This window comes from Mesorhizobium sp. M0029 (genome assembly GCF_040323735.1).
Taxonomy (GTDB): domain Bacteria; phylum Pseudomonadota; class Alphaproteobacteria; order Rhizobiales; family Rhizobiaceae; genus Mesorhizobium.
Map to the genome: position 1 here is coordinate 63,768 of NZ_JAMYVF010000013.1, position 23,520 is coordinate 87,287.

A 23,520-nucleotide genomic window follows, 5' to 3' on the forward strand; every position below is an offset into this window, starting at 1 on the left:
TGAACAGCGCGCCACTCCGGCGCCAAACGGCGCCGGATAAGATTGACGTATCGTTCACATCATCCGTTTGATGTCGGTGTAGGCACCGTTCGTCTTCAGCGTCACGGTGACGTCGGCATCGGTGCGGTTACGCCAGAACCAACCGTGATTGCCGTCAAACGCTGCCTCAAGTACGCCCTCGTCCTCTGCAGCCCCGCGTCCCTTCTCGTATGAAATGTTTTCGCCGCCGCCGTCACCATGGGTGTCGAAGTTCACCGCCGCGCCATTGGCCGTCCAAGAGTATTTTGCCTGTGCGCCCTTGGCCATGACGAGCTTGATCTCAGCTCCTTCGCCGGGCTTCAGGGTGACCGACATTTCGTCCGTCCGGAGTTCCTGGGCAGAGGCGGAACCAATCACCAGTTCAGCGAAGACGCGCTCCAGAAGACTCGACTGCTGATCTCGGGCTGGCACTGCGGTCGGAGTGCCGTTCTGCAGTTCGCGAAGGCGGTCCTGCTCGGCCTCTTCGGCGAGTTGTGTCTTGATCTCGCCCATCTCGGTGAGCTCGAGCGCTCGCCCAACGCCGGTGGGATCGATGGCGTATTCGGCCGGCAGCACGATGGTCACAAGGATGGCAGCTGCCGCGAGAATTGCGATGACGGTAGACCGAAGGAGCTGCATGGATGTCGGCAGCTCGGCGCGGGTCGGGATGTCGGTATTATACATAGGAGAATTCCTTTTTTGTGGATCTTTACTTGGAGGTTCAGGAGACGACCCAGCCGGTGAGCTGATAGCCGATCAGCACAAACCCGGCGGTCATCATGATGGTGTTGGCGGTGTATGCGTGGCGCCAGAAACTATCGGTCCGGCGCCAGTAGCCCATGACAATAAGGATGGCAGCGAGCGCCAGAAGCTGGCCAATCTCAACGCCGACGTTGAAGGCAAGAAGATTGGGCACTAGCCCGTCGGGCGAGATGTTGTATTCGATGATCTTCGTCGACAGGCCAAAGCCGTGGAAAAAGCCGAAGATCAGGGTCGCGATCTTGGTGTTCGGCTGGAAACCGAGCCACCTCTGGAAACCGCCCATATTGTCGAGCGCCTTGTAGACGACCGACAGGCCGATGATCGCGTCGATGATGTAGCTGTTGATGCCAACGTTGAAATAGACGCCAAGCAGCATGGTCGTGGAATGGCCGAGCGCGAACAGGCTCACATAGATGCCAATGTGCTTCATCCGGTAGAGGAAGAAGATCACGCCGAACAGAAACAGGATGTGGTCGTATCCCGTCACCATGTGCTTGGCGCCGAGATAGATGAAGGGCAGCAGATTGATGCCCGTGATCTCCTGGATATAGCCCTTGTCGCCTTCGGCAACGGCATGGGCGAGGGCAGCTCCCCCAAACAATGGGAGGGTCAGGAGAGCGAGCAACACAGGTAGGGCGGGTCGCCAGCGCGCGCAAGGCGAGCATGGCAGGCCCTGATAGCAGGATCCTTGCATGAGAATTCCAATCTTCGTCGTTGAGGGTGGCCGCGCATGCGGCCGCGATCATGCGGTGAGGATCGGTCTCGGAGGGCGATCGAGCCGGGAACTTGCTTCCGGATCGGACAAGGACGGCGGATAAATCACCCAGGTCCGCCCGGCCGCAGGGACGGTCGGCGAAAAGTCCGGAAGCGTGCTCGCCGTCTCGTGCGAGTGGTCGGCGGGATTGTGGCCGTGAGAATGGCCGGATCCCTGCTCCTCGGTTGCACCGTCATCGTGGACGTGCCCGTGGGCTTCGATCTGTCCCGCCAGTTCGGCGTGACGGTCGGCCTCGGCGGCAGCGAGCGCGATGGGATCGTGCGAGACCGAACCGCCCATAGGCGACAGCAGCATGCCGAGCGCCATCGCGAAAGCGATGACGAGGCGAAAGGCTGCGCTATGGATCCAATTCGGCATGCTTAACGATTATTCTCTAAAATCCTAACGAATGGTTGCGTGCACCAGAATCGAGGCCACTTTGAGGCTTGGAATATCCTCTCTGGGGGGATAGCATCAAGGCATGAATGAGCGTCCCCACGTCCACGAAACCCATCCTGCCATCATCAAGCGGCTGAAGCGCGCCGACGGCCATCTGCGCGGGATCGTCGAGATGATCGAGGCCGGCCGACCGTGCCTCGACATCGCCCAGCAACTTCATGCCGTGGAGAAGGCCATCGCCCAGGCGAAGAAGACGCTGATCCAAGACCACCTCAACCACTGCCTTGAGGACGTCGTCGGACCGCTGGCGCTCGAGCAGCGCCGCTCGATCGACGAGTTCAAAGATATCACCAAGTACCTGTGAGAAGCGCCATAATGGACAAAGTTCGCGATTGGTTCGGATTCGGCCCGATGACGCATGGCATGGGCGGCCACGGACATGATCACGGCGAGGGCGGCCATGGTCACACCCATGGCGTCATCGACCCGACGATCGCCACGACTACGCGCGGCATCTGGGCGATCAAATGGTCATTCGTCGTTCTGGCCATCACGGCGGCGCTTCAGCTCGTGGTCGTGTTCCTCTCCGGCAGCGTGGCACTGCTGGCCGACACGATCCACAATGTCGGCGACGCGGTCACCGCCATCCCATTGTGGGTCGCCTTCATGCTGGCCCGTCGCCAACCGAGCAAGACGTTCACCTACGGGCTGGGCCGCGTCGAGGATCTGGCCGGAATTCTGATTGTCCTCATCATCCTGTTCAGCGCCATCGTTGCCGGCTACGAGGCGATCGACCGGTTGATCAATCCGCAGCCGATCGCATTTCTCGGCTGGGTCGCCATAGCCGGCATCGTCGGTTTCTTAGGCAACGAAGCCGTTGCAGTGTTCCGTATCCGGGTCGGCCGCGAGATCAACAGCGCGGCGCTGATCGCGGATGGCTACCATGCGCGCACCGACGGCTTTACCAGTCTGGCGGTTGTGCTGGGTGCTATCGGCGTATGGCTGGGGTTTCCGCTGGCCGATCCGATCATCGGGCTCTTGATCACGGTGGCCATCTTCGCGATCGTCTGGCAGTCTTCGAAGGCAGTCCTCACGCGCATGCTCGACGGTGTCGAGCCCGGCATCGTCGATGAAATCCATCATGCCGCCGAGCACGTGCCCGGTATCGAACGTGTCCAAAGCGTGCAGGCGCGCTGGATCGGCCACCGCCTGCATGCCGACGTCGCCATCAGTATCGCCGACGCGGCGACGGCTAAGGATGTGCTGGGCGTCACCGAAGCCCTCAAGGAGGAACTGTTCGCCCACTTGCCGGCGTTGGCGGAAGCGAATGTGCGTCTGGAAAGCCCGGCCGGATCTGCCGAAAAGGGCACGGAACCCTCTCACGCTCATGGTCATCATGCGCCGGAGCCGTTCAAGGTCGACTGCGATCTGGCTGCGGGGACACTGGAGATCGTCGACACGCCTGCCGGCGAGCGGATGCGTCTGACGATCGACCGGCACGCCGACGATTTGACGGCGACGGTGATCATCGACCGGCCAGAGGGGCCGGAGACGTTGCACCTCGATCCTGTCGCCGACAATCATCATCGCCTTGAGAGCACGTTGGCCCCTGCCGAGCCGCATGAATTCGAGGCAAGACTGGTCCTGAAGGCCAAGGATCGCGAACAGGTGCTGCCGTTCAAGATGGTCGAACCCGAAGGCCACCATCACTGAGATCCGTGTGCCGGCTCGTACTCCGTCTCTGGCTCGACGAGCCGTCTCGAACTGCAAGAAGACAAAAATATGCTTCAGGTCTTGGCCAATCGCACCTACCGTCATCTCTTCCTGGCCCAGGTCATCGCCCTGATTGGCACTGGCCTTGCCACCGTGGCGCTCGGGCTGCTGGCCTATGACCTTGCCGGCGCCGATGCCGGCGCGGTGCTCGGCACGGCGCTCGCCATCAAGATGATCGCCTATGTCGGCGTGGCACCCGTTGCTGCCGCGTTCGCCGAGCGCCTGCCACGCCGTACCATGCTGGTTTCGCTCGACCTCATCAGGGCAGGGGTCGCCGTGTTCCTGCCCTTCGTCACCGAAGTCTGGCAGATATATCTTCTCATCTTCATCCTGCAGTCGGCGTCAGCAGGCTTCACCCCGACGTTCCAGGCTTCGATCCCTGACGTGCTGCCCAAAGAGAAGGACTACACACGGGCCTTGTCGCTCTCGCGACTGGCCTACGACCTGGAAAGCGTCGTCAGCCCCATCCTCGCGGCGGCGCTGCTTTCAGTCATAAGCTTCCATAGCCTGTTCGCCGGCACGGTTGTCGGGTTCCTGGCGTCAGCGGCTCTGGTCGTCTCTGTGGTTCTGCCCAGCCCGCAGCCCTCGGAGCCGCGCGGCATCTATGAACGCACGACGCGCGGGATCCGCATCTATCTGGCGACGCCGCGTTTGCGCGGCCTGCTGGCCCTTAATCTTGCCGTCGCGGCGGCCAGCGCCATGGTGATCGTCAACACGGTGGTCCTGGTGCAGGCGCAATTTGGCCTCTCCCAAACCGACACGGCGCTGGCGCTCGCAGCCTTTGGCGGTGGATCGATGATTGCAGCTCTTGCCCTGCCGCGGTTGCTTGAGAACGTACCGGACCGGGTTGCGATGCTCTCGGGCGCCGCGATACTGGTCGCCGGGGTGCTGATAGGGCCTCTCGCCAGCAGCTACTATCTGCTGCTGCCGCTCTGGTTCGTGCTCGGGCTCGGCTATTCACTGGCGCAGACGCCAACGGGCAGATTGATCAGGCGTTCCGCCGATGCCGTCGATCGGCCCGCTCTGTTTGCCGCTCAATTCGCACTGTCTCATGCCTGCTGGCTGATCACCTATCCGATTGCCGGCCGCGTCGGGGCGGCAATGGGATTGCCCTTCACATTCATTCTGCTTGGCGTCATGGGCGCCGCCGCCCTGATTGCCGCGATCTGGCTGTGGCCGAAACACGATCCGGACGTGCTTGTGCACACGCATGTCGATCTGCCCAAAGACGACCGGCACATCGGCGACGCGGTATGGTCGGAAGCAGGCTATGAGCATTCGCATGGTTACGTTGTCGATGATCGGCACCCGCAATGGCCAAAAGCAAGTTGAGCGCCCGGCATGCCTGGCGATCTCGCCGTCTATGGCGGTCTTTTTCTGACCGCGTTCGTGGCGGCTACAATCCTGCCGATGCAATCAGAAGCAGCCCTTGCGGGACTGCTTCTGACGGAAAGCTATGCTCCGGCTCTGCTCATCGTCTCCGCAAGCGCAGGCAATGTGCTCGGCTCGATCGTCAATTGGTGGCTTGGCCGGGGCGTCGATCACTTTCGCGACCGCAAATGGTTCCCGGTGAAGCCCTCCGCACTGACGCGCGCGACGCGATGGTACCAGCGCTATGGACGATGGTCGCTGCTGTTGAGCTGGTTGCCCCTCGTCGGCGATCCGCTGACGATCGTGGCGGGCGTCCTGCGGGAGCCGTTCTGGAGCTTCCTCGTGATCGTCACGATCGCGAAGGTTGGCCGCTACCTAGCGCTCGCGGCGGTGACACTGAGCTGGATGTAGCGGCTCATGGCAACACATTCGCGACCATCGCTTCCGACCTTTCTCTTGAGCCGACGCAGACCGAATAAGTATAGACATATCGCATATCCGAGTTAGCATGATTCAAAATCAATCAAAAAAATGGGGAACTGACATGATCACTCTCGACCGCCGCAATTTCCTTGTTTCCACTGCCGGACTTGCCTTCGCCGCCGCGCTGCCACGCAGCGCCTTCTCCGAAACCAACGACACGCTGAAGATTGCCATCGCCGCGGAGACCGGCGATCTCGATTTGCTGCAGAACGTGTCGACGCTGAGCACCTACACCATCGTCTTCGATGCGCTGATCCACTACGGCCAGAACGGCGCGCTTGAGCCGGGACTTGCCACCAAATGGACTGTCGCGGACGATCAATTGTCAATCGCTTTCGATCTGCGTGAAGGCGTGACTTTCAGCGACGGCACACCGTTTGACTCGGCTGCGGCCGAATGGAACCTCAAGCGCTGGTTGGGGGTGAGCGACTTTTCATGGATCGGCATCTCCGACGCTTTCGATAGCATCGTCACCGATGGACCGAACAAGTTGACGGTCAAGCTGAAGCGGCCAGTGCCGGCGGCACTGCTTGAACTCACCATCGTGCGGCCCGTCCGTTTCCTGTCGCCCAAGGCGGTCGACAAGGATGGCAAGCAGACGGCGCCGATCGGCACCGGACCGTGGATCGTCGAAAAATACGATTCGAGCGGCACCACCCTCATTCGCAACGATAAATACTGGGGCGAGAAGCCGCTCTTCAGCCGCATGGAATTGAAGGTGGTTCCGGACGAACTCGCTCGCGCCAATGGTCTGCGCTCAGGCGACCTCGATGTCATCGGTGGCGACTGGGTGGCGACGCTGTCGCCGCGCCGCGCTCGCGCACTTGAAAGCGACGGCATGAAGGTCGTGGCCGAACCGGGCACGGCGACGATGCTGCTCGGCTATTCGCCGAAGTCGAAGATCATCGCCGACAAGGCCGTCCGTGACGCCGTCTATGCATCGGTCGACCGGGCGGCGATCGCCAAGGTGCTGTTCGAGGGCTTTGCCGACCCGGCCGCCGATCTGTTCCCGGCGAACGTGCCTTCCTCGGGCAAGCGGCATGACGTGCCGGTGCGCGACGTGGCGGCGGCCAAGAAGATCCTTGCCGATGGCGGCTGGGTCGACAGCGGTGGTGCCTGGACCAAGGCCGGCTCTCCACTGACCATCGATTTTCTCGTTTCCGAAGAGTCCCTGCCGGGATCGCGGCGCATCGCCGAAATGATCCAGGGTCAGTTGTCCGAGGTCGGTTTCCAGGTCCAGGTGTCCTCGGTGGACAATGCCACCATGCATGAACGGCGTCCGGCCTTCAACTATGACCTGGCTTTCTTCACCACCTACGGAGCGCCCTACGATCCGCACGGCACGCTGGGCAACGCCTTCGTCTCGACCGCCGACAGCGGCCCTGACGGCAAGATCTACGTCTCCGACGCGCTCGACGGCGTCGTCAAGGCTGCGCTCGAGGCGAGCGGCGCCGAACGCGACCTGAAGATGCAGGCCCTCTACGACTGGCTCCACGACAACACCGCCATCTGTCCTCTCGTCGTCAGCCAGAGACTGTGGGCCCACAATCCGCGCGCGGAGAATTTCTCGCTCCCGGCGACCGACTATGATCTGCCGTTCAAGGCGATCACGCTGAAGGCCTGAAGACTTCGAGCCCAAGCGAGGCCTGACGATGAAACGCACGATCCTGCGACGGATGCTGCTTGCCTGCCTTTTGATCCTGGCGGCATCCGCGCTGACATTCGCCCTGGTTGCGGCGGCGCCGGGCAATGTTGCGGCGCTGATTGCCGAGCGTGCGGCGGGCCCCGGCGCGGACGCCGAAATGATCACCAGGATCGGCAACGAGCTTGGCCTTCATGACCCGCTGCCGATCCGCTATGGACGCTGGCTGGCCAGCGCACTGGCCGGCGATTTCGGCATTTCGTTGCGAACGGGAAAGCCGATTTCTCAGGAGTTTGCCGCCCGCATTCCGATGACGGCGGCGCTGCTTGCCGGCGGCGGTGTTCTCGCCTTCGTCCTGTCGATCACGCTTGGCATTGCCGGGGCCGTCAGCAATGGCGGCTTCATGGACAGGTTTCTGCACGCATTTTCCCTTATCGGCGCATCGACCCCGAACTTCTTCGTGGCGGCGCTGCTGGTCATCGTGTTTTCGGTGATGCTTGGCTGGGTGCCCACCTTCGGCACCAGCGGCTTGACCTCATGGCTTCTGCCATGGGTGACGATCGCGTTGTTCCCGGCGTCGGTGCTAAGCCGCGTCGTTCGGGTCAACCTCCAGGAAGCGATGTCGCGGCCGTTTGCGACGACAGGATTCGCCAAGGGCTACACCAGAACGCAGGTGCTGCTGCGCGAGGCGCTGCCCAATATCGCCATTCCGTTCCTGACGACATTCGGGGCGCAGTTCACGCTGATGATCATCGGATCGATCGTCGTCGAGACGGTGTTTGCATTGCGCGGCGTCGGTGCCTTCTTCATCGAGGCGATACGCTTCCGCGACTTCATCGGCATGCAGTCGGTGCTGCTGCTGTTTGTCGTCTTCTTCGTCATGGTCAATTTCATTGTCGACATGATTTGCATCGTTGTGGATCCGCGAATGCGCCGGGCGCGGGGAGCATGAGGCGATGAACATTTCCGCAATCAGGGACATCAAGGACTGGCCGTGGCTGGTACTGCTCCCCGTCATCGGCTTTGTGCTGGTCGGCATCTTCGCTCCGGTGATCATGCCTTACGACCCAAGCGCACAGGACTATTCTGCGACACTTGAGGGCGTGAGCTGGAGCCACTGGCTCGGCACCGACTATCTCGGCCGTGACGTCTTGAGCCGCATCATCGGTGGCGCGCGCATCTCCTTGGTGGCCATGGTCATCGTGCTTGTCGCCGCTCTGGCGATCGGCGTGACGATCGGCTCCTTCGCCGGCTATGTCGGCGGCCGTGTCGAACTCGTGCTGATCAGCATCATCGACATTGCGCTGGCGCTTCCGAGCCTGGTGATCGCGCTGGCGCTGATCGGCATTCTGGGCACCGGCTATTGGTCGATGATCACAGCGCTCACCTTGGCGTGGTGGGCGAACTATGCCCGCATGAGCCGCGCCGTCGTCACGGCCGAGCTGCAGCAGCCCTATATCGAGGCGGCCAGGGTCATGGGCGCTGGCCATCTGTGGATATTCGTTCGGCATATCCTGCCGCACGTGATGGCTCTCGTCGTCGTTTATGCAAGCGCCGACGCCGGCGCCCTTGTGCTGGCCATCGCGACGCTCAGCTTCCTTGGCCTTGGCGTTGCACCCCCGACACCGGAATGGGGCCAGATGCTCGTCGACGGCATGAGCTACATCGAGGAGGTTCCACGCCTTGTCGTGCTGCCCGGCCTCGCACTGACACTTGTCGTCGTCAGCTTCAATCTGCTTGGCGAAGCCTTCGCGTTGCAAAAGGTGCCACGGCCAGTTCGCGGCAGAACGCTGCGTAAAAGAAAGCTGGCGCGCGCCCGTGAAGAGACGGAACGCAACGCCGTCGAAACCGGGACGACTTCAGGATGAGAGACGATCAGCCGATCTACTCGATCGAGAACTTGGTCATCGATCTCTACGCCACCACCGTTTCGGTGCGGGCGGTAGACGGGGTGTCGTTCAGCGTCCGTCCTGGAGAAACGGTCGCGGTCGTCGGCGAAAGCGGTTCGGGAAAGACCGTCATGACGCTCGGCCCCCTCGGCCTGCTGCCCGAGGGTGTGACGGTGGACATGAGGGGTTCGGCGCGAGCCGACGGAAGCGAACTGCTCAGCATCGGTTCCCGGCAATTGTCCGATCTGCGCGGACGCTATTTCGGCGTGATTTTCCAGGACCCGATGAGCGCGCTCAACCCGATGCTGAAAATCGGCCCGCAACTGGCGCGCCAGGCGCGCCGCTTCGCCGGCCTGTCGCGTGACGCTGCGCGCAAGCAAGCGGTTTCGCTTCTGGCACGCTCCGGCATTCCGGACCCTGAGGATCGCTACAATCGCTATCCGCACGAAATGTCGGGCGGCATGCTGCAACGCGCGATGATCGCGCTGGCGCTTGCGGCCCGGCCGCGCGTGCTGATTGCCGACGAGCCGACTACGGCGCTGGACGCCACCGTCCAGGCGCAAATTCTGGAGCTCATTCGCCAGATCCAGCGCGAGGACGGCATCGCGGTCGTGCTGATCACGCACGACATCGGCGTGGTTGCTTCCGTCGCCGACCGCGTCATCGTGCTTTACGCCGGACAGGTGGCGGAGGAGGGGACGGCGATGGATGTGCTGACCCAGCCGGTCCATCCCTATACGCGTGGGCTGCTCGCATCGGTGCCGGATTTTCGTGCTGACGACAATGTGGCTACGCGCGAGATACCGGGCCTGCCGCCAAGCCAGATCAGGCTGGAGCCGGGTTGCCGTTTCGCCGACCGCTGCGAATTGGTCGAAGCCGGTTGCCGAAAACACCGACCTCCGCTTCAGACGATATCGATCTCGGCAAATCCGCATCGCGTCGCCTGCCCGGTCGTGCTTCGGCAGGAAGGGATTGCCGTTCATGTCTGATGTCGCGGCGATCGAAGTCAGGGGATTGAAGGTGCATTTCGCCAACCGCTCGGGCACCGGCGCGGTGAGGGCGGTCGACGGCATAGACCTGACCGTCGCGCGCGGAGCGTTCCACGGCATTGTCGGCGAGTCCGGTTGTGGCAAAACCACGCTGGCGCGCACCATCGTCGGCCTGCAGAAGGAGAGCGAGGGCACTGTCCTGATTGGGGGCAGAGATCGCGCCGAATGGCTGAAATCGGACAGAAAGTCGTTCAGCCGCGAAGTCCAGTTCGTCTTCCAGGATCCGTTGGGGTCGATGAGCCGCCGCCAGAGCGTCTATCAGACGCTCGAGGAGCCGCTGCAGATCCATCGCTTCGGCTCATCAGTCGAGCGCCGCCGCCGCATCGCCGAGCTTCTGGACCTGGTGGCGCTGCCTGAGACCGTGCTCGACCGTCTCCCACGCTCGCTGTCAGGCGGCCAGCGCCAGCGTGTTTCGATTGCGCGCGCACTCGCCCTCAAACCATCCATATTGGTCTGCGACGAACCGCTGAGCGCGCTCGATGTTTCGATCCGGGCGCAGATCGTCAACCTGTTTACGTCGTTGCAAAAGCAGCTTGGTCTGACCATCGTCATTGTGGCGCATGACCTGGCGATCGTGCGCGAAGTCTGCTCGAACGTGACGGTGATGTATCTCGGCCGCATTTCGGAAGCTGGCGCGACCCGGCCGCTGTTTCGTCAGCCGGCCCATCCTTACAGTCAGGCGCTGCTGTCGGCTGTTCCTTCTCCCGATCCTCGCATCGAAGCCGGGCGCCGCCGGATCATTCTAGCCGGCGATCCGCCAAGTCCGAGCGCGCCACCTCCGGGGTGCCGGTTCAACACGCGCTGTCCGGTGGCGATCGATGTCTGCCGGGTCGAGGAACCGTTGTTGCGATCCGTGCCGCATGGCGGCGTTGCCGCTTGTCACCTGGCCGATAGCGGCCGTCGGCCGGTCATCTGAAAAACAGGCGTTCAACTGCCGAGGCGGTCTTCGACCGTTCGATGCCGCGCAAGGACTGGGCTTCTTGACTGCGGTCGCGAAGGCACCATTTCCTGCTTGATGATTGGATTACCTCGTTTTCCAGCCCCGAGGTGCGGTTCAATGCTGAAAGCTTATTTTTTCCTGATGCTTGCGAGCGGGTGCTTGGCATCACCCCTGGTGTATGCCGACAATGTCGATCTGGCGCTCGAAGCTTTTCACGAGACCTGTCTTGCGCATGGAGCCGACTTCGAACGAACCGCCGCCACCGCCAGAAAACGCGGCTGGACACCGTTGTCCGGTGAAGCTGGGCTTGCGCCGGTTGATGACGTCGATGCCTTCCAAGGCTGGGCCGTGACGGGCGGCGATCTACCAGCCGGAACCATGATCGCGGTGACCAAAGCCACCTTGGAAGGCAAGGCCGTGCAGACCTGCTCCATAAGGCTGTTCGGCGTCGACCGCACGGCATTCGAAGAGCGTTTCTTCGCCCGGACGGACGCCGAAAAAATCGGCGAGAACCGGAATGGAGATCAGGTCTCCAAACTCTACATATTGATTGCGGGCAATCGAAAACAGCTTGTCCATTTGACATCGCCGGTCGACATGGGGCGATCGGATTCGATTATTGCAAGCTCGATAGCCGACGACTAGTCACACGCCGATGCCTTTTCCCGCCATCCTCTGGAACAGATCATCTGCCTGTGTCGGTGAAAGGTTCATGTCGGTGGCGACCCACCAGGCGAGGACCGCGAGAAATGCTCCGGCGATGAACTGAATGGCGAATTCGGCAGGCATGCCGCGATCGCCGATCCGTTTCTCGACGAGTTCTTCCCGGACGGCTCGCCGGATACGCTCGCGCAATTCGTCGTGGATCGTATCGCCGGTGCTTGCAAGCAATGCGTGGTGAAGCCGTCGGAATGCATGGGCGTGCTCGAACATGGGCAAGCTGAACTCGAACAGGCGGCCACCTGTTTCTTGACTCGCCGCCTCGCGCCTGCGGCCTATCGACCGCAGATGCGTCTCGATGGTCGCGCTGCGCAGAGCATCCTTGTCGGCACAGTGGGTATAGAAGGTCGACCTGCCAATATTTGCCCTCTGGCAAATGTCCTCGACCGTGATGGCCACATATCCCTGCTCCGGGATCAAGGCTATGAGCGCGTCCTGCAGCAGGCCGCGCGTCCGCGCGACGCGTCGATCGATCGTGTTCCGCTCGCCCGCCCGTTCGATTTTCATGGCCATGGCCCTCTACACTGCCCGGTTTCGGACATTCGGAGCTCCGGTGTCTGACAACAGCATTTCCAGACATTGTGTCCATTATGATACGCCAAGTCCAGGAGCTCAAATCGGGTTTGGGCACACCGCAATGAAGCAGAAGGTCGCCAGACATGCACTCATCTGATCATCACGCCGGTAACGAATCGCATTCGCGCAAGAGGGTGATAGCACTGGCCCTGCTTGCGAAGCTGTCGCTGGTCGCCGGCTTCCTCGTCCTGGCCAAATTGGGCATGGGCTATGTTCAGGCCGGCGCCTGGACGACGGCTTTCCACGGACTCGTCCTTGCGGCGATCGCGGGATTGGCGCTGTGGGGCAGCCTGCGTCACAGAGGGCTCGTCGGCAACGGCGCGCAAAGCGCGAGCGACAGGGGCATCGGCATCGTCCTGCACCGGGCGGCGGCCTATGATTTGCTTGCGCGTGTTCTGACCTTTGGCCGCGAGGGCCGGTTTCGCGAGTTCATGCTTCGCCCGGCAAAGCTCCAGCCCGGCGAAGCGATGCTCGATGTCGCCTGTGGAACGGGAACCCTTGCCATTGCCGCGAAGCGGCTGGTTGGTTCGGACGGAAGCGTCACCGGCGTCGATGCGTCGGCCGAAATGATCGAGAGGGCGCGCGCCAAGGCCGAGCGGTCCGGTCTCGATCTGACTTTCGTCAACGGGACGGCGCAGGAGCTTCCCTTCAAAGACGCGCAATTCGACATCTGCGTCGGCACGCTGATGCTGCATCACCTGTCGAAGCCCGTTCGATCGGCCTTCATCCGCGAGGCGGCACGCGTCTTGAAGCCAGCAGGCCGGCTGTTGCTCATCGATTTCGGCAGGCCGGTGCGCAAGTCCAGATTGCCCGGGCTCCACAAACATGGTCATGTCGATATGCATTCGGTCGCCTCGCTGTTGACCGAGAGCGGATTCCAGGTCAGCGATATCGGCGCCGTCGGTACCAAGAACCTGAACTATATTCGCGCGACGACGAACAAGGACCAACCGGAACGAGCGTCGCCGTGATCATGCTCAGACGCTAGTTGCATGGCGACCTGTTCGGGCATGTCCCATTTCGGCCTGCTTGCAATGGCAGGTGTCCTGCCTGATGCGGAATCGACGAGCAAGATGTGAGCGAAAAATGCGACTGACTGGCATGATATCAGGCGCGGCGCTGTTGCTCGCTTCCGCGGCGGTGGCGAACGCCCATCCGCATGTGTTTGCCGAGGCGAAGCTGGACCTGACCGTCGGTCCAGACAGGACGGTCAAGTCGCTTCGGCACTCCTGGCGTTTCGACGACCTCTTTTCCAGCACTGTGCTGATGGAATTCGACAAGAATTCCGACCTTGTCCTTGATGCCAAGGAACTCGATGAAGTCGCTCTCACCGTCCATGCGTCGCTGGCCGAGTACAACTACTTTCAGATGGTGACCTTGAATGGCAAGGACGTGGCTATGGCGCCACCGCCGAAATTTAGCGTCAGCTATGAAAACGATCAACTCGTCGTCCAGTTCGAAACGCAGCCGAAGGACCCGTTGGCTCTTGCTGGAAAAGTCAGCATCGGCGTCTACGACCCGACCTTCTACACAGCGATCGATTTTACCGACGACGACAAGATTGCGGTGGCTGGCCTGCCTCAAGGCTGCTCGCGCGCGGTCGTGCGTCCAGATCCGGACACGGCCATCGCGCAGAACCAGAAGAGCCTGACGGATGCGTTCTTCAGTGACCCGACGGGGACCGATCTCGGCAAGATTTTCGCGACGCGCCTTGAATTGACGTGCGGCTGAAGCGGAACCGTTTCGATGGCCATGTTCCAGACGCTTGTCGAATTCCAGCGCACGATCTACCTGGCGCTGGCCGAGCAGATCAAACTGCTTTCGGCCGGCGGCGGCTGGTTCGCCTTCATGGCCTTTCTGCCGATGGGCGTATTGTTCGGTGCGGCGCATGCCCTGACGCCGGGTCACAGCAAAGCCGTCCTGGCCACGTATTTGGCCGGTTCGGATGCAAAGGTTTCGCGCGGTCTTCTGGTGTCGCTGACGCTTTCCTTTACACATGTGACGATCGCGGTGCTGATCGCGGCGCTCTCGTTGCCGTTGGTATCGATTGCCTTGGGAAGTGTTGGCCGTGCGCCTCTACTGGAAGACGTCAGCCGCGGCTTGCTTGGCCTGATTGGTATCTGGATGCTCTGGCGCGCTCTGAGCCATGGTCATCACCACAAGCATGAAGGCGAGGCTGTGGGTGTGATGGCCGGCTTGATCCCATGCCCGCTGACACTTTTTGTGATGACCTTCGCAATATCCAGAGGTGTTCCGCTCGCCGGCATCCTGTTTGCAATTACCATGATGGTTGGCGTGGCGCTGACCCTGTCCTGCGTGGCGGTGTTATCGATCCTGTTTCGGGAACGGCTGGTGCATTTCTTCGACAGCCGGCCACGCCTGTTTGATATCATATCCAGGGCCATCGAAGGTATCGCCGGCCTCATTCTAGCTGGCGTAGCCGTGTGGCAGATCTCGTCGAACTAAGAGGTTTTTGACTTGGGCGACCGATGCCTGATCGACATGATGGCGAAGGGCGGAATTCGAGAATAGCGGCCCCGGATCCAAGCCATCCGGCACGCGCGGCAACAAAGAGGCGATCGAGTTCCGGTGCGAAGAGCGAGGTCCGGGCTCCGCTGGAAGTTGCTACACGTTCGACCGGCACGAGCCCTTTTGGGCTGCGCTGGACAACGTCGATCACGCCGTCTCCGCAGCTCACATAGATTCGATCGCGCTTGCCGTCGAAGAAAACATCATCAGCATCGCCGCAGGTATCGAGGCTCGCTGTCACCGCACCAGTTGCCGCATCCAGCAAGGCAAGCTTTGCCGGACTGCGGAACACAACTGCAAGCCGGCCCCCCGCGCTGTCGACCGCCATCGGAAAATTCGCCGCCAAGCCTGGTATTTTCCAGGTAGCCACCTGCTTGCGCGATTTGAGGTCGATGACGGCGATCTGCCCGGCGTCCGGCACGTTCGCGAACACCTGGCCCGTTTTCGAGTCGACCTCAAAGCTTTCGGGATGGCCGGCTAGTCTTATGTCGTCGAGCTTTGACTGGGTCGCCGGATCGAGGATGGCCAATCCGCCATCACCATATCCAACAAAAACATCGCCGGAAGACGGATCGATGCGGACATTATCGGCATCGTTGCCGAGAGCAGTGGTTCCCAGTGAGGACAATCTCCTGCATGAAAGAACCGAACGGACCCGTCACCACCATTGGCCACGACGATCACGTCCTGACCGGCAAGATATGCGACGCCCTGCGGCTCCTTCAGGCCGGTGATCCTATGGAGGATCTTACCGGTCTGAAGGTCGACAACATCGACGCTGTCGTTACCGAGCTCGGCGACGAACAGTCGCCCTCCAGCAAGATCGATCGCCATGTGATCGATACGCCCCGAGACGTTTTCGAGCGGGATTGTTCGCTCGAGGATCAGAGGCGGCTGCGCCAAAGCCGGGTCGACGGAGCATACGATCAGGGGGATCGTGGCGATGAGCCCAAAGGCCACGCTGGCGGCGCGCACCGGACCCGACCCTAGCTGTTCGCGAGGTTCATCTTGTCGAGAGCCGCCTTGAGGCCGCGCGCAAGCTTGGCGGCGTCGTCATTCGCCCAGAAATGCATGAAGAAGAGCCGCGGCTGCTCATCGATCATGTGGCTATGCAGTGCCGTGATCTCGATGCCGCTGTCTTGCAAGGCTTTGATGACTGGATTGACCTCCGATGAGATCAGTACAAAATCGCCCGTGATCGCCGCCTTGCCTCCTCCGGTCGGTTGGAAGTTGATGCCAATGGCGGTACCCATCGACACTGGGACGGTCATGCCGCCGTCCGTGATCGTTTCGGCTCGTGGGATGGTGAACTGATAAACGCCGCCATTGGCCTTGCCTTTATGACCAATAGCCTTGTCGACGGCCGCCGTGTCGAACTCGATCTGCTGGGTGGCGGTTTGCGGCTGTGCGGTACCGGACGCGGCAGTCTCCATCGGTGTCTTGCTCAGCGCCAACCCGGCATGAAGCGCTGTGGCGAGCATGGCCGGGTCGCCCTGGCCGAAGACATGCATGTAGAGGGTCATTGGCTCCGCGCGCAGCAAATGGTTGTGCAACGCAGTGATCTCGATCCCACCTTCTTGAAGCTTCTTCATGACCGGGTTCACCTCGTCCTGCGTCAGAACGATGTCACCCATGACCATTGCCTGATTCCCCATTGGTTCGAACGCGATCCAACCGCCGAGGGCAAACCCTGGCTTCAGCGCCACCCCATCGAGCGATACTTTCAGGTCGGTTCGTGGCAAGCCAACTCTATAGACGCCGTCGGCCTGCGTGGTTCCTCCTTTTCCCAGCGCCTTTCCGACTTGACTCCAATCGGGATTGGCGGCGAACGAGGGGGTGACGAGAGTTGCGGCGGCAATGAGAACTGCCAGGCGGGTAAGTAGTGTCATAGCGGTATTCCTCTTTCTTCACTGTGAATCGATCAGTCGGCCGTGATCCTCGGCATTTGGGTTGGTTTCGCCGTCGCCGTGCCACTAGGGACAGGTGCGGTACTCGATGGCTGGATTGGTTACGGCGTATCTGCCAGCACCTGCGCTGCGGCAGGATGCGCGCCGCCCTTCGGCAGGACTGCCGAGACGATACTGGTCGGGAGCGGCAGCGGCCGCTCGAAAATGCCAAGGAGCGGCATCACGACCAGGAAATGGAAGAAGTAATAGAATGTGGCGACGCGGCCGATGAGAACGAAAAGTCCCTCCGGCTTGTTGGCGCCGACCCAGCCCAAAACGATGACGTCGATGACCAGGAGCCAGAAGACCCACTTGTAGATTGGCCGGAAGCGGGCACTGCGGACCTTCGATGTATCCAACCAGGGTAGAATGAAGAGGACAGCCACGGCCGAGAACATGGCGATGACGCCGGCAAGCTTGTTCGGGATCGAGCGCAAGATTGCGTAGAACGGCAGGAAATACCATTGCGGCACGACCTCGGCGGGCGTTCGCAGTGGATTGGCCGGGATGAAGGCGTCGGTGGAATTCAGATAATTCGGCAGGTAGAAGACGAAGAAGGCGAATACCAGCAGGAAAGCCGCCAAGCCGAGCAGGTCTTTGACCGTGTAGTAGGGGTGGAAGGGGATGCTGTCTCCCGGCCCGGTGCGGTCGATGCCAAGCGGATTGTTTGAACCGTGCCGATGCAACGCGACGAGATGCAGCATTACGACGGCGACGATGACAAACGGCAGGAGGTAGTGCAGGGCATAGAAGCGCTGCAGCGTCGGATTATCGACGGAGAACCCGCCCCAAAGCCACGTGACGATGCTCTCTCCAACTACCGGAATTGCGGAGAACAGGTTGGTGATCACCGTAGCGCCCCAAAACCCCATCTGGCTCCATGGTAGGACATAGCCGAAGAAGGCGGTTGCCATCATCAGCAGCAGGATGACGACCCCCAGCATCCACAACAGTTCGCGCGGCGCCTTGTATGAGCCGTAGTAAAGGCCGCGAAAGATATGGATGTAGGTCGCGATGAAGAAGAACGATGCGCCGTTGAGGTGGATGTAGCGGATCATCCACCCGTAATTCACATCGCGCATGATGTGCTCGACGGAGCCGAAAGCGAGGGTCGAATCCGCTGTGTAGTGCATTGCGAGCACGATGCCGGTGAAGATCATGACGACCAGCATGAACCCGGCCAACGAGCCGAAATTCCACAAATAGTTCAGATTTCTTGGCGTCGGATAGTCGTTCAATTCATGATTGACGAAGGTGAAAACCGGCAGTCGGTGGTCAATCCACTGAACCACGCGGCTGCTTGGCTGACGTCCTGTGACGCCCTCATTCGATTGGTCTACCATTTCGCATGCTCCGCTCAGGCGGCCGCCGGCTTCGTCGCGGGAGGCCAGCTGTGCGTCTCTGCTTTGCGGCCCGAAGCCCAGGCGTAGAGCGCGTCGTAAATGACGAAGCCGTGCTTGAGCACCTCGTGGTCGTCGGGCGTCACGTCCCGCAGTCCCATGGAGATCGCCAGCAGCCCTGCCGACTGCGGCGTGAGATCGTGCCGATCCGTGTCGGCGCCGCGCACGATCGCGGCGATGGTCACGATGGCCGGATCGCGCTCAAAGCCGTATTTCGAGACGAAGGTGTCGAAACTGCAGCCGTCGCCAACATGCGTGAATTCGACACCCGGTACGTCGTAAGGCGTCGCACCCGTTTCCTGGGCAACACGGATAACCTGATCAGGCGCCACGAACAGAAACTCCGGTTCCTTGTCGATGAAGCGCGCAATCAGCCAGGGGCAGGCAATGCGGTCGATGACCGGACGTTCACGGGTAACCCATTTCATGACGCAATCCTTTCTTCGCTCATCACCAGCGGGACGGTTGGCGCGCCGATCGCATGCCAGGCGGCGATGCCGCCGGAAAGCGCACTTGCATCGATGCCGCGGCGACGCAGTTCGGCGACGGCGTCACCGCTGACCTGGAAGCCGTAGACGCAATAAACGATGACCGGTCTGTCCCTCGGCAGTTCATCCGCCCAATCGGCGATCTTCTCGGGCGCGCGGACCTTGGCCCCCGGCAGCATATCGCTGCGTTTTGCCAGATCCTCAGCGAGGCAGACGTCGAGCACGACGAGATCGTCTCCGTGATCGAGACGCGCCCGCAACTCCTCTGGCGCGACCGTTTGAATGCCGTCATCAGAAACTGGGGGCGCCCAACGGTCCCGTAGAGCGACTGCTCGCTGGTGGCGAGTAGCAACCCGCTCCCAATGGATGTTCTTCATGAAGGCGTCGACATAGGCGCCGGCCTTGGCGCCGAAATCGAGGTGGTAGGCATGTTCGTACATGTCGAGCGCGAGGATCGGGACGCCGCCGGCGAGACAGTTGGTATGGTCCGCTGCCCATTGGATCGTCAGCCGATCGCGGCGCTCCGACCAGGTCAGCAAGGTCCATCCCGAACCGCCGGCTTGCGCCTTCGCACAAGCCATGAACTTGGTGCGCCATGCTGCCACGCTGCCGAAGTCGCGCTCAAGAGCAGCAGCGAGATCGCCTCCGGCATCGCCTGAGCCTCCGAGCCCATCGAAATAGATTTCGTGCAGGATCGCTGAATTGGCGGCGACCAATTCTTCGCGCTTCAGCACCGTTGATGTCGAAGACGGGTGCTGCGCTCCAATCGAGTTCGTCGAGCCGCCGTTCGATGGCGTTGAGACGACGAACGGCACCGCCGTAATTGTTTTCGTAATGGCTTGCCAGCAGCCGTTCAGACAGGCCAACGAGCCTGGGTGGCTTGAATGGCAGCGGCATGATCTGGTGTGGCATCGGTTTCCCCGCTCTGCGGCACGGCCCATCCGTGAGGAGGCGAACGCTATGCTCAAATGGAGAATGATACAAGTGTTGCAATTCCATCTCTCCGTGATACGGTTCACTTATGAGTGAGGGGGAATCGCAGGAGCAGCGCTGGCTGCTCCTGATCCATCAGCTGCCAAGCAAGCCCTCCTATTTCCGGGTGAAGATCTGGCGACGGTTGCAAGGCATCGGCGCGGTCGCAGTCAAAAGCACCGTTTACGCCCTGCCGGCGAATGCCGAGATGCAGGAGGATTTCGAATGGCTTCTCAAGGAAATCGTCGCAGGCGGCGGCGAGGCCATGATGTGCGAGGCGCGCCTTGTCGACGGTTTGACGGACGCCCAGGTCCGGGCGATGTTCGACGCCGCCCGTGACGTCGATTACGCGGAGATCGTCAAGGAAGCGCGCGATCTGGCTGCTGAGATCAGGACGAACGCGACATCGGAAAAACATGCGGAGGCGCGTTCGCACCTGGGCCGCTTGCGCAAACGGCTCGCGGACGTCGTGACGATCGACTTCTTCGGCGCAAGCGGTCGCCTCGCGGTCGAGGGACTGATCGCCGAACTCGAGACACAGCTTATAAAGGATAAGGCCATGACCAAGGAACCGAAGAAGGCAGCCGAGCCGAGCGAGCTCAAAGGCCGGATCTGGGTCACGCGCCGGGATGTGCATGTCGACCGCATCGCCTGCAGCTGGCTGATCCGCCGCTTCATCGATGCCGATGCCCCCATCCGCTTCGTGGCGGGCAAGGGATACGTGCCGAACGAGGGGGAATTGCGCTTCGACATGTTCGAGGGCGAAATCACCCATGAGGGCGACCGCTGCAGCTTCGAGGTGCTGCTTGCCCGCACCGGCATAGCCGATCCGGCACTGCAGGCCATCGCTGAGGTCGTACACGATATCGATCTCAAGGACGGCAAGTTCAGTCGCGAGGAAACCACCGGCATCGCCAGCCTGATCGCTGGTATCGCCATGGCGAACGCCGGCGACGAACAACGGATCGCCGAGGGCGCTTCGGTGTTCGACAACCTCCATCGATATTTCCGCTCGAAGCGGGGGTGACCGACTATGGCCAATGCAGAGAACACCGTCATGGTACCAAACCGAACAACCGAGACCCCCGGCCATGGCATTTCGTTCGCTGAGGCCATGCACGTATGGGCTCGTGTCGCAATGCTCAGCTTCGGCGGTCCGGCCGGTCAGATCGCCATGATGCATCGGATCATAGTCGAGGAAAAGCGCTGGATCGGCGAGACCAGATTCCTGCATGCGCTCAACTACTGCACGCTGCTGCCCGGCCCAGAGGCGCAGCAGCTGGCCATCTACATCGGCTGGCTCATGCACAAGACCAGAGGCGGCCTTGTCGCCGGGATTCTGTTCGTGTTGCCAGGCGCGATTGCCATCATGGCGCTCAGTTGGATTTACGCCATCTTCGGCAACGTCGGCGCCGTTCAGGCTCTCTTCTTCGGTTTGAAGGCGGCGGTCCTCGCGATCGTGCTTGAGGCGGTCTTGCGGATCGGCAGGCGGGCGCTCAAGAACAATGTGATGGTCGGGCTCGCGGCGGCGGCCTTCGTCGCTCTCTTTTTCTTCGATGCGCCGTTCCCACTGGTCATCTTGATCGCGGGTGTGATCGGTTACGTCGGAGGAAGAGCTGGGTGGGCTGCATTCCAGTCGGGCAATGGACATGGCAAGGTCGGCGGCAAGCAGGTCGCCGATGCCGATACAGCCCTCGGCGAAGAGGTGCCGGCGCACGCCCGGCCGTCCGTCAGTTGGTCGCTGAAGATCGCGGCAGTTTTTCTTGCGCTGTGGTTCGTGCCGGTCCTGGCACTTCTGGTGTTTCTTGGGCAAGGCAATGTCTTCACCGACATTGCGATCTTCTTCTCCAAGATGGCGATGGTTACCTTCGGTGGTGCCTATGCGGTGCTCGCCTATGTCGCGCAACAGGGTGTGGATCACTATCACTGGCTCAAGCCAGGAGAGATGCTGGACGGCCTCGGCATGGCCGAGACCACGCCTGGCCCGTTGATCATGGTCACCCAGTTCGTCGGCTTCATGGGAGCCTACCGGGCGCCGGGCGTACTCAACTCCCTTGTCGCCGGAACGCTCGGCGGTCTTCTCACGACGTGGGTGACCTTCGTCCCCTGTTTCCTGTGGATCTTCCTCGGCGCGCCGTTCATGGAAACGATGCGCAGCAACAAGGCCTTGTCAGCAGCATTGTCTGCCATCACGGCAGCCGTGGTCGGTGTGATTCTGAACCTGGCTGTGTGGTTCGCGCTTCATGTATTGTTCCGCGAACTGCATGAGGTCGGCTGGCTGGGGATGACGTTGGACGTGCCGGTGATCAACTCCATAAACATCCCCTCGCTGACCCTGACACTCGGCGCGCTGCTGGCTGTGTTTCGTTTCAAGATCGGGATGATCCCGGTGCTGGCGGCATGTTCTAGCCTTGGCCTGCTCTACGGCGTGGTCAGCGGATCGATCTGAGCCGTGCGGGCTGGCCCCATTCTCCGGGCAGGAGGCATCTTTGACGGCTCAGTCGGCAAATGCATTGGGCACTCCGGTGGCGAAGCAGAGGTTTGCGCTCCTTCCTTCCGGTGCCGGGCCGTCAGCCACCTATCTACTGGCTTCGAGGGGATTGCGGGCGTTCGGCGATGGACTGGTCAGTCTCCTCCTCCCTGCCTATCTGGCCGTGTTGGGCTTTGATGCCTTCCAGATCGGGCTCCTCGCTTCGGCCACACTGGCGGGTTCGGCGGCGCTTACCTTGTCCGTTGGGTTTGTGGCACATCATTTCGCGCGCCGATCGCTCCTGATCGCAGCGGCCGTATTGATGATCGCCACGGGGATCAGCTTCGCCCTGGTCAGGGATTTCTGGCCGCTTCTCGTGATTGCCTTCCTCGGGACGCTGAACCCATCCTCGGGCGACGTCAGCGTGTTTCTGCCGCTGGAGCATGCGCAACTCGCTCATAGCGTGACGGATCGCGACCGCACCGCGCTCTTTGCACGCTATAGTGTGGTGGGGTCACTTGTTGGCGCTGTCGGCGCTCTGGCGGCCGGCGCACCTGACATGCTTCGACAGCTTGTCGGACTGGAACTCAGGCAGGCGCTTCAGATCGCTTTCCTCCTCTATGCGGCCTTGGGGGTGGGATCGTTGCTTCTATATCGACGGTTGCCGAATGAACCGCTTGATCCGGGGGCGACACCGGCCGAGCCATTGCGCAAGTCGCGAGCCATCGTCCTGACGCTGGCTGCGCTTTTCAGTCTCGACGCCTTTGCAGGCGGCCTGGTGGTTCAGTCACTGCTGGCTCTGTGGCTTTTCCAACAGTTCGGCCTGTCGCTCGCAGCGACGGGCGCGATCTTCTTCTTCACGGGGATCCTCTCGGCAGCGTCCTACCTGGTGGCAGTTCAAATCGCCAAACGGATCGGGCTTGTAAATACGATGGTGTTCACGCATTTGCCGTCCAGTCTTTGCCTTTTGCTCATTCCCTTCATACCGAGCCTCGGTCCGGTCATCGTACTTCTGCTTATCAGGAGCGCGTTGTCGCAGATGGATGTGCCAACCCGCACCTCCTACGTCATGGCGGTGGTGACGCCGGCTGAGCGAGCAGCAGCAGCGAGTGTCACCGCGGTTCCGCGCAGCCTCGCGGCAGCCGCCAGTCCGGTTCTTGCCGGCTCCCTGCTCGCTGTTTCAGGTTTCGGTTGGCCACTGCTCATCGCCGGCGCCTTGAAGATTGTCTACGACATCCTTCTGCTCGCCATGTTCCGCAAGGTCCGTCCACCCGAGGAACGTCGGGATGGTTAGTAGCCGCCGCAAATGCGTTCCTGACTTGGCAACGACAAGCGAAAT

General features: G+C 61.4%; 26 protein-coding genes. 17 read left to right on the forward strand and 9 right to left on the reverse strand.

The features are described from left to right. Positions 1 to 54: 54 nt before the first annotated feature. The 3 genes from NKJ76_RS21105 to NKJ76_RS21115 are packed head-to-tail and all read right to left on the reverse strand — an operon-like array spanning position 55 to position 1,912. Positions 55 to 702 (reverse strand): hypothetical protein, encoded by a 648-nt coding sequence (locus tag NKJ76_RS21105; RefSeq protein ID WP_023708301.1) that lies wholly within the window; start codon positions 700 to 702, stop codon positions 55 to 57. A 37-nt stretch (positions 703 to 739) separates the two neighbouring features. Next, positions 740 to 1,474, reverse strand: coding sequence for a HupE/UreJ family protein (locus tag NKJ76_RS21110; RefSeq protein WP_023708302.1), 735 nt, complete (start codon positions 1,472 to 1,474; stop codon positions 740 to 742). A 48-nt stretch (positions 1,475 to 1,522) separates the two neighbouring features. Beyond that, positions 1,523 to 1,912 carry a hypothetical protein gene (locus tag NKJ76_RS21115; protein ID WP_050590885.1) on the reverse strand — a complete coding sequence of 130 codons (390 nt, stop codon included), beginning with the start codon at positions 1,910 to 1,912 and terminating at the stop codon, positions 1,523 to 1,525. 103 nt (positions 1,913 to 2,015) lie between these two features. Here NKJ76_RS21115 and NKJ76_RS21120 point away from each other — a divergent pair, with 103 nt between their 5' ends. From NKJ76_RS21120 to NKJ76_RS21165, 10 genes are all read left to right on the forward strand, one after another. Continuing rightward, positions 2,016 to 2,297, forward strand: coding sequence for a metal-sensing transcriptional repressor (locus NKJ76_RS21120; RefSeq protein WP_023669876.1), 282 nt, complete (start codon positions 2,016 to 2,018; stop codon positions 2,295 to 2,297). A gap of 11 nt (positions 2,298 to 2,308) precedes the next feature. Beyond that, on the forward strand, positions 2,309 to 3,646 hold the full coding sequence (locus tag NKJ76_RS21125) for a cation diffusion facilitator family transporter (RefSeq protein ID WP_502902329.1): 1,338 nt from the start codon (positions 2,309 to 2,311) through the stop codon (positions 3,644 to 3,646). Positions 3,647 to 3,715: 69 nt separating this feature from the next. Next, on the forward strand, positions 3,716 to 5,038 hold the full coding sequence (locus NKJ76_RS21130) for an MFS transporter (RefSeq protein WP_023708305.1): 1,323 nt from the start codon (positions 3,716 to 3,718) through the stop codon (positions 5,036 to 5,038). Positions 5,039 to 5,047: 9 nt separating this feature from the next. Beyond that, on the forward strand, positions 5,048 to 5,488 hold the full coding sequence (locus NKJ76_RS21135; protein WP_023722123.1) for a YqaA family protein: 441 nt from the start codon (positions 5,048 to 5,050) through the stop codon (positions 5,486 to 5,488). A 133-nt stretch (positions 5,489 to 5,621) separates the two neighbouring features. Next, entirely contained in the window at positions 5,622 to 7,184 is a 1,563-nt protein-coding gene (locus NKJ76_RS21140) for an ABC transporter substrate-binding protein (RefSeq protein ID WP_352538265.1), read from the forward strand. A gap of 28 nt (positions 7,185 to 7,212) precedes the next feature. Further along, positions 7,213 to 8,154 carry an ABC transporter permease gene (locus NKJ76_RS21145; protein ID WP_352538266.1) on the forward strand — a complete coding sequence of 314 codons (942 nt, stop codon included), beginning with the start codon at positions 7,213 to 7,215 and terminating at the stop codon, positions 8,152 to 8,154. A gap of 4 nt (positions 8,155 to 8,158) precedes the next feature. Beyond that, positions 8,159 to 9,070, forward strand: coding sequence for an ABC transporter permease (locus NKJ76_RS21150; RefSeq protein WP_352538267.1), 912 nt, complete (start codon positions 8,159 to 8,161; stop codon positions 9,068 to 9,070). Further along, complete coding sequence (locus tag NKJ76_RS21155) at positions 9,067 to 10,080, forward strand: ABC transporter ATP-binding protein (protein ID WP_352538268.1); 1,014 nt, start codon at positions 9,067 to 9,069, stop codon at positions 10,078 to 10,080. Before NKJ76_RS21150 ends, NKJ76_RS21155 begins: the two co-directional genes overlap by 4 nt. Then, on the forward strand, positions 10,073 to 11,056 hold the full coding sequence (locus NKJ76_RS21160; RefSeq protein ID WP_023708310.1) for an oligopeptide/dipeptide ABC transporter ATP-binding protein: 984 nt from the start codon (positions 10,073 to 10,075) through the stop codon (positions 11,054 to 11,056). Before NKJ76_RS21155 ends, NKJ76_RS21160 begins: the two co-directional genes overlap by 8 nt. A gap of 141 nt (positions 11,057 to 11,197) precedes the next feature. Then, the gene (locus NKJ76_RS21165; RefSeq protein ID WP_352538269.1) at positions 11,198 to 11,725 is read left to right on the forward strand and encodes a hypothetical protein; all 528 of its coding nucleotides are present in this window, start codon (positions 11,198 to 11,200) and stop codon (positions 11,723 to 11,725) included. Here NKJ76_RS21165 and NKJ76_RS21170 read toward each other — a convergent pair whose 3' ends face one another. Further along, positions 11,726 to 12,313, reverse strand: a complete 588-nt coding sequence (locus NKJ76_RS21170) for a TetR/AcrR family transcriptional regulator (RefSeq protein WP_352538270.1) — start codon at positions 12,311 to 12,313, stop codon at positions 11,726 to 11,728. Between the two features lie 146 nt (positions 12,314 to 12,459). Here NKJ76_RS21170 and NKJ76_RS21175 point away from each other — a divergent pair, with 146 nt between their 5' ends. From NKJ76_RS21175 to NKJ76_RS21185, 3 genes are all read left to right on the forward strand, one after another. Beyond that, positions 12,460 to 13,347 carry a class I SAM-dependent methyltransferase gene (locus NKJ76_RS21175; protein ID WP_352538271.1) on the forward strand — a complete coding sequence of 296 codons (888 nt, stop codon included), beginning with the start codon at positions 12,460 to 12,462 and terminating at the stop codon, positions 13,345 to 13,347. 130 nt (positions 13,348 to 13,477) lie between these two features. Then, entirely contained in the window at positions 13,478 to 14,107 is a 630-nt protein-coding gene (locus tag NKJ76_RS21180; RefSeq protein ID WP_352538333.1) for a DUF1007 family protein, read from the forward strand. Positions 14,108 to 14,128: 21 nt separating this feature from the next. Beyond that, complete coding sequence (locus tag NKJ76_RS21185) at positions 14,129 to 14,842, forward strand: HoxN/HupN/NixA family nickel/cobalt transporter (RefSeq protein WP_023708315.1); 714 nt, start codon at positions 14,129 to 14,131, stop codon at positions 14,840 to 14,842. On the opposite strand, the gene NKJ76_RS21190 is transcribed toward NKJ76_RS21185, so the two are convergent. Then, positions 14,799 to 15,533 (reverse strand): YncE family protein, encoded by a 735-nt coding sequence (locus tag NKJ76_RS21190; RefSeq protein WP_352538272.1) that lies wholly within the window; start codon positions 15,531 to 15,533, stop codon positions 14,799 to 14,801. The two genes, NKJ76_RS21185 and NKJ76_RS21190, sit on opposite strands and share 44 nt — an antisense overlap. A gap of 8 nt (positions 15,534 to 15,541) precedes the next feature. Between NKJ76_RS21190 and NKJ76_RS21195 the strand changes: the two genes are divergently transcribed. Further along, a complete protein-coding gene (locus tag NKJ76_RS21195) occupies positions 15,542 to 15,895 on the forward strand; it encodes a hypothetical protein (protein WP_352538273.1) in 354 nt (117 codons plus the stop codon). Here NKJ76_RS21195 and NKJ76_RS21200 read toward each other — a convergent pair. The 4 genes from NKJ76_RS21200 to NKJ76_RS21215 all read right to left on the reverse strand — a co-directional run bounded on the left by NKJ76_RS21200 (position 15,892) and on the right by NKJ76_RS21215 (position 19,473). Continuing rightward, positions 15,892 to 16,794 (reverse strand): DUF1259 domain-containing protein, encoded by a 903-nt coding sequence (locus tag NKJ76_RS21200; RefSeq protein WP_352538274.1) that lies wholly within the window; start codon positions 16,792 to 16,794, stop codon positions 15,892 to 15,894. The two genes, NKJ76_RS21195 and NKJ76_RS21200, sit on opposite strands and share 4 nt — an antisense overlap. A 119-nt stretch (positions 16,795 to 16,913) precedes the next feature. Beyond that, positions 16,914 to 18,194 carry a cytochrome b gene (locus tag NKJ76_RS21205; RefSeq protein ID WP_352538275.1) on the reverse strand — a complete coding sequence of 427 codons (1,281 nt, stop codon included), beginning with the start codon at positions 18,192 to 18,194 and terminating at the stop codon, positions 16,914 to 16,916. Positions 18,195 to 18,208: 14 nt separating this feature from the next. Further along, positions 18,209 to 18,679: a chromate resistance protein ChrB domain-containing protein gene (locus NKJ76_RS21210; RefSeq protein ID WP_352538276.1), complete on the reverse strand. Its 471-nt coding sequence runs from the start codon at positions 18,677 to 18,679 to the stop codon at positions 18,209 to 18,211. Then, on the reverse strand, positions 18,676 to 19,473 hold the full coding sequence (locus NKJ76_RS21215; RefSeq protein WP_352538277.1) for a Fe-Mn family superoxide dismutase: 798 nt from the start codon (positions 19,471 to 19,473) through the stop codon (positions 18,676 to 18,678). The genes NKJ76_RS21210 and NKJ76_RS21215 overlap by 4 nt, the downstream gene beginning before the upstream one ends. A gap of 287 nt (positions 19,474 to 19,760) precedes the next feature. Between NKJ76_RS21215 and NKJ76_RS21220 the strand changes: the two genes are divergently transcribed. From NKJ76_RS21220 to NKJ76_RS21230, 3 genes are all read left to right on the forward strand, one after another. Beyond that, positions 19,761 to 20,738 (forward strand): chromate resistance protein ChrB domain-containing protein, encoded by a 978-nt coding sequence (locus tag NKJ76_RS21220; protein ID WP_352538278.1) that lies wholly within the window; start codon positions 19,761 to 19,763, stop codon positions 20,736 to 20,738. Between the two features lie 6 nt (positions 20,739 to 20,744). Beyond that, the gene (gene chrA, locus NKJ76_RS21225; RefSeq protein WP_352538279.1) at positions 20,745 to 22,160 is read left to right on the forward strand and encodes a chromate efflux transporter; all 1,416 of its coding nucleotides are present in this window, start codon (positions 20,745 to 20,747) and stop codon (positions 22,158 to 22,160) included. A 76-nt stretch (positions 22,161 to 22,236) separates the two neighbouring features. Continuing rightward, positions 22,237 to 23,475 (forward strand): MFS transporter, encoded by a 1,239-nt coding sequence (locus tag NKJ76_RS21230; protein ID WP_352538334.1) that lies wholly within the window; start codon positions 22,237 to 22,239, stop codon positions 23,473 to 23,475. Positions 23,476 to 23,520: the final 45 nt, after the last annotated feature.

Coding starts and splice junctions, on each gene's coding strand:
- NKJ76_RS21130 (WP_023708305.1), top strand. CDS start 3,716: ATGCTTCAGGTCTTGGCCAATCGCACCTACCGTCATCTCTTCCTGGCC.
- NKJ76_RS21200 (WP_352538274.1), bottom strand. CDS start 16,794: ATGACACTACTTACCCGCCTGGCAGTTCTCATTGCCGCCGCAACTCTC.
- NKJ76_RS21150 (WP_352538267.1), top strand. CDS start 8,159: ATGAACATTTCCGCAATCAGGGACATCAAGGACTGGCCGTGGCTGGTA.
- NKJ76_RS21155 (WP_352538268.1), top strand. CDS start 9,067: ATGAGAGACGATCAGCCGATCTACTCGATCGAGAACTTGGTCATCGAT.
- NKJ76_RS21205 (WP_352538275.1), bottom strand. CDS start 18,194: ATGGTAGACCAATCGAATGAGGGCGTCACAGGACGTCAGCCAAGCAGC.
- NKJ76_RS21220 (WP_352538278.1), top strand. CDS start 19,761: ATGAGTGAGGGGGAATCGCAGGAGCAGCGCTGGCTGCTCCTGATCCAT.
- NKJ76_RS21180 (WP_352538333.1), top strand. CDS start 13,478: ATGATATCAGGCGCGGCGCTGTTGCTCGCTTCCGCGGCGGTGGCGAAC.
- NKJ76_RS21125 (WP_502902329.1), top strand. CDS start 2,309: ATGGACAAAGTTCGCGATTGGTTCGGATTCGGCCCGATGACGCATGGC.
- NKJ76_RS21115 (WP_050590885.1), bottom strand. CDS start 1,912: ATGCCGAATTGGATCCATAGCGCAGCCTTTCGCCTCGTCATCGCTTTC.
- NKJ76_RS21175 (WP_352538271.1), top strand. CDS start 12,460: ATGCACTCATCTGATCATCACGCCGGTAACGAATCGCATTCGCGCAAG.
- NKJ76_RS21145 (WP_352538266.1), top strand. CDS start 7,213: ATGAAACGCACGATCCTGCGACGGATGCTGCTTGCCTGCCTTTTGATC.
- NKJ76_RS21195 (WP_352538273.1), top strand. CDS start 15,542: ATGAAAGAACCGAACGGACCCGTCACCACCATTGGCCACGACGATCAC.
- NKJ76_RS21120 (WP_023669876.1), top strand. CDS start 2,016: ATGAATGAGCGTCCCCACGTCCACGAAACCCATCCTGCCATCATCAAG.
- chrA (WP_352538279.1), top strand. CDS start 20,745: ATGGCCAATGCAGAGAACACCGTCATGGTACCAAACCGAACAACCGAG.
- NKJ76_RS21170 (WP_352538270.1), bottom strand. CDS start 12,313: ATGGCCATGAAAATCGAACGGGCGGGCGAGCGGAACACGATCGATCGA.
- NKJ76_RS21210 (WP_352538276.1), bottom strand. CDS start 18,679: ATGAAATGGGTTACCCGTGAACGTCCGGTCATCGACCGCATTGCCTGC.
- NKJ76_RS21110 (WP_023708302.1), bottom strand. CDS start 1,474: ATGCAAGGATCCTGCTATCAGGGCCTGCCATGCTCGCCTTGCGCGCGC.
- NKJ76_RS21160 (WP_023708310.1), top strand. CDS start 10,073: ATGTCTGATGTCGCGGCGATCGAAGTCAGGGGATTGAAGGTGCATTTC.
- NKJ76_RS21185 (WP_023708315.1), top strand. CDS start 14,129: ATGTTCCAGACGCTTGTCGAATTCCAGCGCACGATCTACCTGGCGCTG.
- NKJ76_RS21165 (WP_352538269.1), top strand. CDS start 11,198: ATGCTGAAAGCTTATTTTTTCCTGATGCTTGCGAGCGGGTGCTTGGCA.
- NKJ76_RS21140 (WP_352538265.1), top strand. CDS start 5,622: ATGATCACTCTCGACCGCCGCAATTTCCTTGTTTCCACTGCCGGACTT.
- NKJ76_RS21135 (WP_023722123.1), top strand. CDS start 5,048: ATGCCTGGCGATCTCGCCGTCTATGGCGGTCTTTTTCTGACCGCGTTC.
- NKJ76_RS21105 (WP_023708301.1), bottom strand. CDS start 702: ATGTATAATACCGACATCCCGACCCGCGCCGAGCTGCCGACATCCATG.